Genomic DNA, 12,555 nt, shown 5'->3' on the forward strand with positions numbered 1-12,555 from the left:
TGATTTGAATGATTAAGCAATACCTGCAAGTGACCAAACCAGGAATTATTTTCGGGAATCTAATTTCTGCGATTGGTGGTTTTCTACTCGCTTCCAAGGGCGTAATAGATTACCCCTTGTTCTTTGCAACGATGGTCGGGGTATCGCTGGTGGTAGCATCAGGTTGTGTATTCAACAACTATATCGACCGCGATATCGACCGTATCATGGAAAGAACAAAAGAGAGGGTCCTTGTGAAAGGGCTTATCGATCCGAAAATCAGCCTGATTTACGCCTCAGTGTTAGGTATTGCTGGCATGGTGCTGCTCTATGTAGCAGCCAATGCCTTAGCAATGCAGTTAGCTTTCATCGGGTTTATCGTTTATGTTGGGGTTTATAGCCTCTACATGAAAAGAAAATCTGTTTATGGCACGCTGGTTGGTAGCTTATCAGGCGCAGCACCGCCCGTGATTGGTTATTGTGCAGTAGCGGGACATTTTGATACAGGCGCGTTGATTTTATTGTTGATCTTCAGCTTGTGGCAAATGCCCCACTCTTATGCCATTGCTATTTTTCGGTTCAAGGATTATCAAGCGGCCAACATCCCAGTATTGCCAGTGATTAAAGGTATTGCTGTCGCGAAAAACCACATCACTCTGTATATTCTGGGCTTTATGGTTGCTACTCTGATGCTAACTATTAGTGGCTATGCGGGCTATAAGTATCTCGTCGTAGCTGCTGTAGTGAGTATTTGGTGGCTGGGTATGGCATTGTCAGGTTATAAAACCTCCAATGATCGTATTTGGGCCCGTAAGTTATTCCTGTTTTCTATTGTCGCAATCATGTCATTAAGCGTCATGATGTCTGTAGATTCATCAGCATCTCCAGAAAGCCTACTAACTTACGTCTGGTAATATCAAAGATGACAGGACTTGCCCTGTCATCTTTCCCTTTCCTTTATCTCTTTACTCAATGACGAATTATTTGGCTGCAAACATATTTTTTCAGTTTGCCCCATCCAATTAAGTCAAATGTCATATCAGATTTTTTGAGGTATCCATGAACGATAATAAAATGACTCCGCTTGAATGTCGGGCGACATGGGGTTTAGGTTCCGTTTTCTCTCTGCGCATGTTAGGTATGTTCATGGTTCTCCCCGTTCTGACGACCTATGGCTTAGAACTACATGATTCGACAGAGGCACTTATTGGAATTGCTATTGGTATCTACGGATTAACACAAGCAATATTCCAAATCCCATTTGGGTTACTTTCAGACAAAATTGGCAGAAAGCCCTTAATCATCGGCGGACTATTCATTTTTGTATTAGGCAGTATTATTGCAGCACTTAGTGACTCTATCTGGGGCATTATCATTGGGCGAGCCTTACAAGGCACAGGGGCAATATCCGCCGCAATCATGGCATTGCTTTCTGACCTGACCCGCGAACAGAACCGAACAAAAGCCATGGCATTTATCGGCATTAGCTTTGGCATTACATTTGCTTTCGCTATTGTTGTCGGCCCTATTATTACCCACCACATCGGCTTAAATGGTCTGTTTTGGGCAATCGCAGTCCTTGCCAGTTGTGGAATTTTAATCACACTGTTCGCTGTTCCAAATACACATAAACATGTTTTGAATCGTGAATCTGGGTTTGCCCGGGGTAGCTTTAAACGCGTACTCTCTGATCCTCAACTACTAAAACTCAATTTTGGTATTCTTAGCCTACATACTTTACTGATGTCGAGTTTTGTTGCCCTGCCCCTCATCATGGAAAAAGTGGGTTTTCCCCCGCAACAACACTGGAAAGTGTATTTAATTACCACACTTATTTCTTTCGTTGCCGTGCTGCCTTTCATTATTTACGCAGAAACCAAGCGTCGCATGAAACAAGTATTTTTACTTTGCATCGGTATGCTATTCATTGCAGAAGTCGTTTTATGGTCGCAAGGCGCACATCTTTGGGGGATCTTTGCTGGCATTCAAATCTTCTTTCTGGCATTTAATATCATGGAAGCTATTTTGCCTTCACTTATCAGCAAAGAAGCCCCTGCGGGCTACAAAGGCACGGCTATGGGAGTCTACTCTACCAGCCAATTCCTTGGTGTTGCTTTAGGAGGAATTCTTGGTGGAATGCTTTATGAACTGCAAGGTGCATCATTGGTATTTCTGGGTGGGATAGCGCTGACTACACTCTGGTTTATTATCAGCCTCACATTACGGCAACCTCCGTATGTCAGTAGCATCAGACTTATTTTGCCTGAGCAATTACCCACCCCGGATAACCTGAAGAAAAAGATATTGGCACAGGCTGGCGTAAAAGATATCGTCATCGTACCAGAAGAGCTGAGTGCCTACGTCAAAGTCGATACCAAACTGACCAACCGTACACAATTAGAGCAGATTGTATCGTCCCATGAGTAATTTGCTGGTTAGTGATGAAATCAGCTCAGGATCAGAGAGAGGGTTGAATAGCCCTCTCCCATTAGACAAATTCACAATTTCTTGCCGTGCTTCAAAAAATCAGCCTTAAAAATTGCGTTAATTCGTCCCCAAAAACCATCTATGGCGGAAATTAGTCACGGAAATTTGTAAACTGGAAAGGCTGCCCTAACTCTGCACCACGAACCAATGCAATGACACTTTGCAGATCGTCACGTGCTTTTCCTGTTACCCGCACTTGTTCACCCTGAATCTGGGCTTGTACTTTCAGCTTACTGTCTTTAATCAGCTTCACAATTTTCTTCGCCAACGGTGTATCGATACCTTGCAGCAGCGTAGCTTCCACACTGTATGTTTTACCGCTGTGAACCATATTTTCAGGAATATTGAGCACAGAACCATCAATTCCGCGTTTCGCAAATTTTTCACGCAGAATATCGACCAATTGGTTCACCTGAAAATCAGACTCGCTCGCAATTTTAACTGATTCGTTCTTTTCGTTTAATTCAAAGCTCGCGTTGACGTTGCGGAAATCCCAGCGATTGGTTAACTCTCTTTGTGCGTTTTCTACTGCGTTACGCACTTCCTGCATATCAACTTCTGAAACAATATCAAATGATGGCATTACCCGTCACCTCCTACTAATCAACAAATCGGCATGATAACCGCTTTCCATTATTGGCAAAAGATCTATACTCGGGAGGTTTAGCGATCTTTGGGAGTTTTACTCTGTTTTGAGGTCAGTTGGCGTTAAATTAAAAATCGAGGTTCCCTATGCAAGTGTCCCTCAAGGAAGAAATATGAAAATAACGATTCTCGGCTGTGGCGCTATAGGTAAACTGTGGCTTGCCGCCTTATCCAAACGGAATCTCAGTGTTCAGGGATGGTTAAGGGTTCCACAACCTTTTGTTTCCGTGCATATCGAAAATTTCAATGGTCAGGTTTTTAATCAACAACTTCCGGCTAATAACGAAAAGCACCTCGCTGAAAGCAAATTACTTCTGGTCTGTTTAAAAGCGTGGCAGGTTTCTGGCGCACTTAATAACCTTGTAGATAAACTCTCCCCCCATTGCCCAATTTTGTTACTACACAATGGAATGGGGACCTTGGAAGAATTGCTGCCTCTCCCCAATCCGATTTTACTTGGCGTGACCACTCATGGTGCCTATCAGAAAAATGGCATTGTTTATCACAAATCACAAGGTATTACCCACATTGGCTCAGTGACTGCCAATGCTAATAAACTCTGTGAATTGGCTGATATCTTGCACTGTGCACTCCCTGATGTGGCATGGCATAAGAAAATACACGCCATCAGTTGGATGAAACTTGCCGTTAATTGTGTCATTAATCCACTCACAGTAATACATGATTGCAAAAATGGTGAATTACAACATCACGTTACACATATTCAATTATTGTGTGATGAAATTCACCGGGTCATGGAACATGATGGTATCCATACCACCAAACAGACACTTGTTGATTACGTCATGAATGTGATTGAGCAGACATCCGAAAATTATTCATCCATGCTGCAAGATATACGTGCACAACGACATACAGAAATAGACTACATTACCGGTTTCTTATTGCGCCGGGCACGTATACACGGCCTGCCTGTCACAGAAAATACGGCTGTTTATCATTATATTAAACGCAAGGAGGGAGAATATGAGCGCCTCAGTCCTTATTTGCCTGGCTCATGGCAGTGAAGAGATAGAAGCAGTCACAACAATTGATTTACTTGTTCGAGCCGGAATCGATGTTACTGTGGCCAGCACCGAAACAGACGGTACCCTCATACTAACCTGCTCACGTGGTGTCAAAATCGTTGCAGATGTTCCTTTGGTTGATGTCGTGGACGAAGATTTCGATGCCGTTGTCCTGCCCGGAGGGTTAAAAGGTGCAGAATGTTTTCGGGACAGTTTACTGGTAGTGGAAAAGATCCGAATAGCACAAAGCCAGGGGAAAATCATTGCAGCAATCTGTGCATCTCCCGCTATTGTGCTGGAATATCATCAACTTTTCCCCATCGGTAACATGACTGGCTATCCTGGTATGCAAGATAAAATTGCACCAGAAAAATGGATTGATAAGCGGGTTTATTTTGATGAAAGGGTTAATTTGCTGACCAGCCAAGGGCCTGCCACCGCTTTTGACTTTGCCTTAAAGCTGATTGAGTTATTAAAAGGGAAAGAGAAAGCGGCAGAAGTTGCCGCTCAACTCGTGTTACCGCCCGGCATTAATAACTACCAGTAATTATCTCATAACATAGGCTGCTTAAGGGTATGTTCCATAAGCAGCCCCAATGTCGCAATCTTAGCTCAAGGACGATACACCTTCACGTTTTCGAAACCTTGTTCACGCAGGTAAAGAGCCTGTAAACGGCTCATCACGCCACGTTCACAATAGAGCAAGTACGTTTTTTCCTTCGGCAAATCGCCAAACTGGGTACTCAGCTTATAAAAAGGTAATGACTGAATTTCAATATCATTCATGCTTAGCGGGCGATCATCCTGCTCATCTGGAGAGCGGATATCCAGCAACACATCATTGGAGGAAAATTCCGTCACCATTTCCACTTCCACAACCTGCTCGCTGGTTTGCTCTGCAATCTGGCGGATATCCAGATTCTGAGCTTCACTCACTGCCCTCTCCAACACCTCGAAATCAAAATTGTTTTCTTCTGCTTCGATTTTGGCTTTAACTGCTTTCACGGTTGGGCTTTTTGAAATCACACCACAAAATTCTGGCATGGTACGGGCGAAATCTTCTGTACCAATCTCTCGAGCCAATTTAATAATGTGCTCTTTATCATGCGAAATCAGAGGACGAAGGATCAACGTATCTGAAGCATTATCAATCAGCCTTAAATTAGTCAAAGTCTGGCTGGAAACCTGCCCTAATGCCTCCCCCGTGACTATCGCCTGTACACCGTAGCGCTCAGCAATTTTCGAGGCCGCCCTGACCATCATTCTTTTCAGAACAACGCCCATTTGCCCGTCTTCAACCTTTTCCAGAATTTCTGCGACAACAGGCTCAAAATCGACAGCAACAAAACGGACTTTATGAGAACTCCCAAAGCGGTTCCACAAATAATGAGCAACCTGCTTCACGCCAATTTCATGGGCAGAGCCGCCAAGATTAAAGAAACAGTAATGCACACGACAGCCACGACGCATCAACATATAACTGGAAACGCCGGAATCAAACCCTCCAGAAATGAGTGACAGCACATCTTCCTGTGTACCGATAGGGAAGCCACCGATACCTTCATGACGGGCTTTAACCAGAATCAATTTGTCCTGATCAATTTCCAAGTTGACGGTCACATCGGGATGAGTCAACTTAACTTTGGCGGATTCAATATGCTGGTTCAAACCACCACCAACATAGCGTTCTACTTCATTGGATGTAAAACTGTGTTTGCCGCGACGCTTGGCACGAACACAAAACGTTTTACCGGGCAACAAATGGCCATATGTTTCGTAAGTTTGTTCAAAGATATGATGCAAGTCACGAAAATCTCTCTCTTCTACTTGCAGGATATGATGAATGCCCGGAATACGTGTTAGTGCGTCACAAATTTCTGCACCGAGATTATCATTTTTGACCCGAACTTCGATATTATCCCAATGACGAACAACAGCAATGCCTTCTCCAAATGTTTTCAGCACATTACGGATATTGCTGGCAAGAATTTTAATAAAGCGTAAACGGACAGTTTGGCTCTTGATCGTGATTTCTGGGAATAATTTAATGATAAACTTCATAGTAAGATATAGTAGTCATTCAATGTTGAACTATCACAAACAATGTCCATGATTGTTCTTAAGTGTTCAGTTGGATAGGGTGCAGAGTATAACATCATCTCGCTAGATCGACTGTAAAAAAAACAGCGGTAACACATGATTTATTTCTCTTGGTGTAGTAGGGTACTCTGCAATTCTGTAGCGAACTTGCTTTGCTGTAATTCGTTAAATAACCATACGTTAAGTCATTATGTCTAAAGCAAATCAAACATCAGAAACCGAACAAACGCCAGTATTTGAGAGCTCGTTGAAAGAGCTGGAAGAAATTGTTATTCGGCTGGAATCCGGGGAACTCCCATTAGAAGATGCGTTGAATGAATTTGAACGCGGAATTCAACTTGCAAGACAGGGGCAGAAAACTCTCCAGCAGGCGGAGCAACGAGTGCAAATTTTATTGAATCATGACGCACAATCGCCACTTGATGAATTTTCGTCCGATGCTGAGTAAATTTATGTCTGAACAATACGAGACGCCTTTTGAAGAACACTCTTTTGAGGAAAAATTGCGTGCTTGTCAGCAACATGTCAATGACAAGCTGATGGCGACATTTTCTTCATTACCCTTTTTAAACAGCCCGTTAGGCACAGCAATGCAACATGGGGCAGTCTTGGGTGGAAAACGGCTACGCCCATTTTTAGTTTACAGTGTGGGCGAAATGTTCGGTCTCCCCAAAAAGGGTCTTGATGCCGCTGCCCTCGCATTAGAATGTATCCATGCTTATTCATTGATCCATGATGATTTACCTGCCATGGATAATGACGATTTACGCCGCGGTCAGCCCACCTGCCATATCAAATTTGGTGAAAGTCAGGCCATTCTGGCGGGGGATGCTTTACAGTCACTGGCCTTTGAAATTCTAGCAAAACAAGATATGCCGGATGTTGCCTTATCCGACCGCCTTGCCATGATCGCTGAACTGGCAAGTGCCAGTGGCTTTGCCGGGATGTGTGGTGGACAATCACTGGATTTAGAAGCAGAAGGTAAACAAATCGACCTTGCCTCGCTGGAGCAGATCCACCGGCATAAAACAGGTGCATTGATACGCTCAGCCGCCCGGATAGGGGCTTATAGTGCAGGGCAACGTGGTCATGATGTATTGCCTTTGTTGGATCAATATGCTCAAGCCATTGGCCTCGCATTTCAGGTACATGATGATATTTTGGATGTCATTGGCAATACTGAGATTATCGGCAAGCGTCAAGGCAACGACCAACAACTCGGCAAAAGCACCTATCCTGCCTTATTGGGTCTGAAACAAGCCCAGAAAAAGGCCCGGGATCTGTATGAAGAAGCGATCGCCGCACTCACAGAGCTGGAAAAGCAGTCATATAACACCACAACCTTAAAAGAACTGGCTGGTTTTATCATTGAGAGAAACAGCTAAAAAACAGGCCATATTAATCACCAATTAATATGGTCATTAGTTATCTAAAAACCCAATAATCAATAAGAACGTATTATGGGGCGAACCCGAAAATTACACACAGATAATAGAGGGTTCTTAATATTCAACTTCTAACGGGTATAGCATTTTATACAGGCATAGCATGAGCATTGATATAGCGAAATATCCAACATTGGCATTGGCGGAGACTCCAGAAGAGCTTCGCCTGCTACCCAAAGACACTTTGCCAAAGTTATGCGATGAACTGCGTCAATTTTTGCTGAACAGTGTCAGCCGCTCCAGTGGTCACTTTGCTTCCGGCCTTGGCGCTATCGAATTAACCGTCGCACTTCACTATATTTATAAAACACCCTTTGACAATTTGGTCTGGGATGTAGGCCATCAAGCCTACCCACATAAAATTTTAACCGGACGTCGTGATCGCATCGATACTATTCGCCAGAAAAATGGTCTGCACCCTTTCCCGTGGCGGGATGAAAGTGAATATGACACCTTATGTGTGGGTCACTCATCCACTTCAATCAGCGCCGGTTTGGGCATGGCAATCGCGGCAAGGCACGAAGGTAAAGGCCGTAAAACCGTTTGTGTGATCGGCGATGGTGCCATCACGGCGGGCATGGCTTTTGAAGCCATGAACCATGCAGGGGATATTGACCCTGATATGCTGGTTATTCTCAATGACAATGAAATGTCTATCTCTGAAAACGTCGGGGCGTTGAATAACCATCTGGCACAATTGCTGTCGGGCAAGCTGTATACAACGCTGCGTGAAGGCGGTAAAAAAGTCTTTTCCAACCTGCCCCCCATCAAAGAGTTGCTGAAAAAAACCGAAGAACACCTTAAAGGCATGGTTGTTCCGGGAACACTGTTTGAAGAACTTGGGTTTAACTACATCGGGCCTGTTGATGGTCATGACGTACTGGCGCTGACCCAAACCTTAAAAAATATGCGTGAACTGAAAGGGCCACAATTCCTGCATATCATGACCAAAAAAGGCCGTGGTTATGCGCCGGCGGAAAAAGACCCAATCAGTTGGCATGCAGTTCCCAAATTCGATCCAAAAACGGGCTCCCTGCCCAAAAGTGTGGATACTCGCCCGACATTTTCCAAGATCTTCGGTGACTGGCTGTGTGAAGAAGCCGTCCATGACAAAAAACTGATGGCGATCACCCCGGCCATGCGGGAAGGTTCCGGCATGGTTCGTTTCTCCCGTGAATATCCTGAACAGTATTTTGATGTCGCGATTGCCGAGCAACATTCCGTCACTTTTGCCGCGGGTTTGGCTATTGGTGGCTACAAGCCAATTGTCGCCATTTATTCCACCTTCCTGCAACGCGCTTATGATCAGGTGATCCACGATGTTGCCATCCAGAATTTACCAGTGCTGTTTGCCATCGACCGTGGCGGCATTGTTGGTGCAGATGGGCAAACCCATCAGGGGGCATTCGACCTATCCTTCCTGCGTTGTCTCCCAAATATGGTGATTATGGCCCCCAGCGATGAAAACGAATGTCGCCAGATGCTGCATACCGGACATCACTATCAAGAAGGCCCTACAGCCGTCCGTTACCCTCGCGGCGCAGGAACCGGAGCCGAACTTCAACCACTGGAAACAGTGCCAATAGGTAAAGGCGTACTCCGTCGTCAGGGAGAACGAATTGCGATCCTTAACTTTGGTACATTGTTGCCTTACGCATTGCAAGCGGCTGAAAACCTGGATGCAACGGTTGTCGATATGCGTTTCGTCAAACCGCTGGATAAAGAGCTGGTACTGGATATGGCGGCCAGCCATGATTTATTGGTGACTTTGGAAGAAAACGCCATTATGGGCGGTGCAGGCAGTGGCGTTAACGAACTTCTGATGCAGGAAAAACGGCCGATTCCCGTATTAAACCTTGGCTTACCGGATTATTTTATACCACAAGGAACACAGCAAGAGCTTCACGCTGATTTGGGTCTGGATGCGGCAGGTATTCAAAACAGTATCGAGCAATATCTGGCTAAATAATCTCTGATATTCGGATGAGTGTTTTGTTAAACACTCATCCATTCTTCTCTCCACATCAATATTTACCCTACCAAATTTTTCTATTGAGATATTTCATTTAATCCCTTAACACATTCAAAAAACTCATTATAAGAATTAAAATTTAATGCACCAATCTCTTAAATTCTTCTTTAGCTCTCAAATAACAGAGATTCATTTGACTAAAAATTAACACAATGATAACCATTAAATTAGCATGGTTATTATGTCTGTTATCTATGCAACACAATAGAAACTAAATAACACTAATAAATATTGAGATTGTATATAATGAATAATATCAATGTAGTCCCCCACTTACAGCAGCTCTTATTTGACTCTGATAAAAATTGGCTCGACTGGCGCTGGCAACAAAAAAACGCATTACGTGATGAAGTATCTTTACGGACTGCCTGTGGCGGATGGAATGAAGAAATCACGCAACGTATTCAACAAAATTTACAAGGCCAGAAAATACAAATCACCCCCTACTACCTCAGCAGGATCTTAGCCACCAACCAATCTGGCGATATCACAACAAACCCTCTCTGGCGGCAAGTCGTTCCGTTCTGGAACGAAGAAAAACTCAATGGTTACGATGGCGAATCTGAAAATTGGGAGCTCAATGATGAGATGAAAACCCCTATCTGCCAGCATAAATATGACAATCGAGTTATTTTGCGGATGGTCAACGCCTGTAATTCTTACTGCCAATTCTGTTTTGAAGCCCTGAGAACATTGAAAGTTGATTCAGGCAAATCGAATGCCGGGCGCAGTTCTTTTCAACAATCGCTCGAATACATTAAAAATACGCCTTCGGTGGAAGAAGTCATCCTGAGCGGTGGTGATCCGTTAATGCTGACGGATAACAAACTAGATGAATCGTTGGCTGCTATTCGGGAGATTAGAGAAGATCTGCTGATCCGTGTGCATTCCCGTGCTCTGACATTCAATCCTTACCGAATTACTGATGCTCTCATTGAGACGTTGAAAAAACACCGCGTCAACGCCTTTGGTGTTCATGTTTGCCATCCATTTGAGTTAAGCCAAGAATTTCAGTCTGCCGTGCGCCGCATTCAACGCGTCGTGCCGATTGTTTTTTCTAACATGCCCTTCCTGCGCGGAATCAATGACAGTGAAGAAACCCTCCACAAACTGTTTATCGATCTGTACCGCATGGGGGTAAAACCTTACTACCTTTACCACTTTATGCCTTTCTCTCCCGGCTCATCGGAATATAAAGCATCAATCAACGATGCCATCGTCATCATGAACAAACTCAAACGCCGAGTTTCCAACATCGCCTTACCAGAATATGTCCTGCCACATATGAAAGGAAAATTCACCGTGCCTTTGTTTACTCGCCCAGACGAGATACCTCATTTTGAAACTATCGACGGCAAACGTTATTACCGTTTTATCAACTGGCAAAACGAGCAATGTGAGTGGTTGGATAACTAAATTATCCATTACTTTTCAGTAAATGATAAAACCTATTTATTTCAAGGGTGCCAAATGAAACCAAACGCAATTTTGTTTGTGGATATCGATGATGCCAAAATTCCACGTTATAAATATCGGGAAACCCATTTTGCCGCAGCTAAAAAGAGGGGAATGGTTTGCCTAACGGCAGCACTGCAAGGACGCCAATGCGCAGAGCGTCTTTACATAGATAGCGACGATGTTTTCTATTTGGAATCACTGACACAGGTAGCCTTACAGACACTTGTCGCCACCTTGCAGCAGACCTACACCCTGCGCGGCATTTTATGTTACGCGGGACAAGCTTCTACCCACGGTCAAGTTGGCTGTATCGTTGCGGAAGTTTGTCACAGCATTGGCGTACCAAATGCGTCAGCCTCCGCAATTGCAGCTTGCAACAATAAATTTTTAATGCGTCAGGCTCTGCAAAAGCATGGTGTCAGATCAATACGTCATGCGTTGTGCCACAACGAAGAAGAACTCTATTCACAAGCCAAGAAGGTTGGCTACCCCTTAATTGCAAAACCCCCTTTTGGGGCAGCTTCTGCCTTTATCAAAAAATGCCGTGATTGGCCGGAACTTAAAGCACATTATCACGCATTTACAACTCACTATAATCACTCGGTTTACATCGATTTTATGGGGGATAAACAGGAATATCTCACCTTAGAGGGTGAAAAACATATCAGCATACCGGGCAAAAGCCTGCTATTGGAAGAATACCTTGATGGTGTAGAAGGCACAGTCGAATGTGCTATCAGCCAGCACATGGTACATCCGGTATTAATCAATGAAAAACTCATCCTTACTGAGAAAGAAAACACCGTACTGGAAAATCTACTGATTTGCCCGCCAGTATCGTTTTCTCCTTCAGAGCAGGAACAGATCAGAGATTATGCTATAGCCTGTATAAAAGCTGTCGGGTTGAACTATGCCATTGCTCATCTTGAATTCCGAATGACTAACGATGGCCCGGTCGTTATTGAGATTAATCCGCGTCTTGGTGGATTGTTTGTGAATTCATCTTTCCGTGATATCGCTGAATTAGATCCGTACCAGCTATACCTCTCCATTCTTTTGCAAGAAGAGGATATCGATACACGGATAAACCTTGCCCAACAGCGAGCTACAACGGCTAAACAATATTATTCGATGTTAGCCATGTACCCTGAAAAGAGCGGATATTTTCAAGGCATCAATAACATTGAGCATATGAAAAACCATCCAAACGTGATCGAATGTATTCCGCAACCCGCAGGCTGCTACATCAATGCAGAAACCGAAGAACATTATCTGCTCAAATGCTGGGCAAAAGTAGACAATGCTTCCGATGCCCATGCGCTACATCAAGAAATGATAGAGCACGTTAACCCCATTATTGTTCCTGTTCCATAAGGTAGCC

General features: G+C 44.1%; 11 protein-coding genes. 9 read left to right on the forward strand and 2 right to left on the reverse strand.

Annotated features, from left to right (window positions below; all coding sequences use genetic code 11):
- The first annotated feature begins 8 nt into the window (after positions 1-8).
- The gene (gene cyoE / locus Xmir_RS14490; RefSeq protein ID WP_099114928.1) at positions 9-893 is read left to right on the forward strand and encodes a heme o synthase; all 885 of its coding nucleotides are present in this window, start codon (positions 9-11) and stop codon (positions 891-893) included.
- 145 nt (positions 894-1,038) lie between these two features.
- A complete protein-coding gene (locus Xmir_RS14495; protein WP_099114929.1) occupies positions 1,039-2,406 on the forward strand; it encodes an MFS transporter in 1,368 nt (455 codons plus the stop codon).
- A 151-nt stretch (positions 2,407-2,557) separates the two neighbouring features.
- Here the strand turns inward: Xmir_RS14495 and Xmir_RS14500 are convergent, their stop codons facing one another.
- Positions 2,558-3,049 (reverse strand): YajQ family cyclic di-GMP-binding protein, encoded by a 492-nt coding sequence (locus Xmir_RS14500; RefSeq protein WP_099114930.1) that lies wholly within the window; start codon positions 3,047-3,049, stop codon positions 2,558-2,560.
- A gap of 175 nt (positions 3,050-3,224) precedes the next feature.
- Here Xmir_RS14500 and panE point away from each other — a divergent pair, with 175 nt between their 5' ends.
- Together panE and yajL are read left to right on the forward strand one after the other, a co-directional pair.
- On the forward strand, positions 3,225-4,139 hold the full coding sequence (panE, locus tag Xmir_RS14505) for a 2-dehydropantoate 2-reductase (RefSeq protein ID WP_099114931.1): 915 nt from the start codon (positions 3,225-3,227) through the stop codon (positions 4,137-4,139).
- Positions 4,099-4,686 (forward strand): protein deglycase YajL, encoded by a 588-nt coding sequence (gene yajL, locus Xmir_RS14510; protein WP_099114932.1) that lies wholly within the window; start codon positions 4,099-4,101, stop codon positions 4,684-4,686. Before panE ends, yajL begins: the two co-directional genes overlap by 41 nt.
- Positions 4,687-4,751: 65 nt before the next feature.
- Here the strand turns inward: yajL and thiI are convergent, their stop codons facing one another.
- Positions 4,752-6,200 carry a tRNA uracil 4-sulfurtransferase ThiI gene (thiI, locus tag Xmir_RS14515; protein ID WP_099114933.1) on the reverse strand — a complete coding sequence of 483 codons (1,449 nt, stop codon included), beginning with the start codon at positions 6,198-6,200 and terminating at the stop codon, positions 4,752-4,754.
- A 229-nt stretch (positions 6,201-6,429) separates the two neighbouring features.
- Here thiI and xseB point away from each other — a divergent pair, with 229 nt between their 5' ends.
- From xseB to Xmir_RS14540, 5 genes are all read left to right on the forward strand, one after another.
- Positions 6,430-6,687, forward strand: coding sequence for an exodeoxyribonuclease VII small subunit (gene xseB, locus Xmir_RS14520; RefSeq protein WP_047962145.1), 258 nt, complete (start codon positions 6,430-6,432; stop codon positions 6,685-6,687).
- A 4-nt stretch (positions 6,688-6,691) separates the two neighbouring features.
- Complete coding sequence (gene ispA / locus Xmir_RS14525; RefSeq protein ID WP_099114976.1) at positions 6,692-7,624, forward strand: (2E,6E)-farnesyl diphosphate synthase; 933 nt, start codon at positions 6,692-6,694, stop codon at positions 7,622-7,624.
- 163 nt (positions 7,625-7,787) lie between these two features.
- Positions 7,788-9,653, forward strand: coding sequence for a 1-deoxy-D-xylulose-5-phosphate synthase (gene dxs, locus Xmir_RS14530; protein ID WP_099114934.1), 1,866 nt, complete (start codon positions 7,788-7,790; stop codon positions 9,651-9,653).
- A gap of 309 nt (positions 9,654-9,962) precedes the next feature.
- A complete protein-coding gene (locus tag Xmir_RS14535; RefSeq protein WP_099114935.1) occupies positions 9,963-11,132 on the forward strand; it encodes a KamA family radical SAM protein in 1,170 nt (389 codons plus the stop codon).
- 54 nt (positions 11,133-11,186) lie between these two features.
- Complete coding sequence (locus Xmir_RS14540) at positions 11,187-12,548, forward strand: ATP-grasp domain-containing protein (protein WP_099114936.1); 1,362 nt, start codon at positions 11,187-11,189, stop codon at positions 12,546-12,548.
- The last annotated feature ends 7 nt before the right edge of the window (positions 12,549-12,555 follow it).

Source organism: Xenorhabdus miraniensis, assembly GCF_002632615.1.

Coding starts and splice junctions, on each gene's coding strand:
- cyoE (WP_099114928.1), top strand. CDS start 9: ATGATTAAGCAATACCTGCAAGTGACCAAACCAGGAATTATTTTCGGG.
- Xmir_RS14495 (WP_099114929.1), top strand. CDS start 1,039: ATGAACGATAATAAAATGACTCCGCTTGAATGTCGGGCGACATGGGGT.
- Xmir_RS14500 (WP_099114930.1), bottom strand. CDS start 3,049: ATGCCATCATTTGATATTGTTTCAGAAGTTGATATGCAGGAAGTGCGT.
- panE (WP_099114931.1), top strand. CDS start 3,225: ATGAAAATAACGATTCTCGGCTGTGGCGCTATAGGTAAACTGTGGCTT.
- yajL (WP_099114932.1), top strand. CDS start 4,099: ATGAGCGCCTCAGTCCTTATTTGCCTGGCTCATGGCAGTGAAGAGATA.
- thiI (WP_099114933.1), bottom strand. CDS start 6,200: ATGAAGTTTATCATTAAATTATTCCCAGAAATCACGATCAAGAGCCAA.
- xseB (WP_047962145.1), top strand. CDS start 6,430: ATGTCTAAAGCAAATCAAACATCAGAAACCGAACAAACGCCAGTATTT.
- ispA (WP_099114976.1), top strand. CDS start 6,692: ATGTCTGAACAATACGAGACGCCTTTTGAAGAACACTCTTTTGAGGAA.
- dxs (WP_099114934.1), top strand. CDS start 7,788: ATGAGCATTGATATAGCGAAATATCCAACATTGGCATTGGCGGAGACT.
- Xmir_RS14535 (WP_099114935.1), top strand. CDS start 9,963: ATGAATAATATCAATGTAGTCCCCCACTTACAGCAGCTCTTATTTGAC.
- Xmir_RS14540 (WP_099114936.1), top strand. CDS start 11,187: ATGAAACCAAACGCAATTTTGTTTGTGGATATCGATGATGCCAAAATT.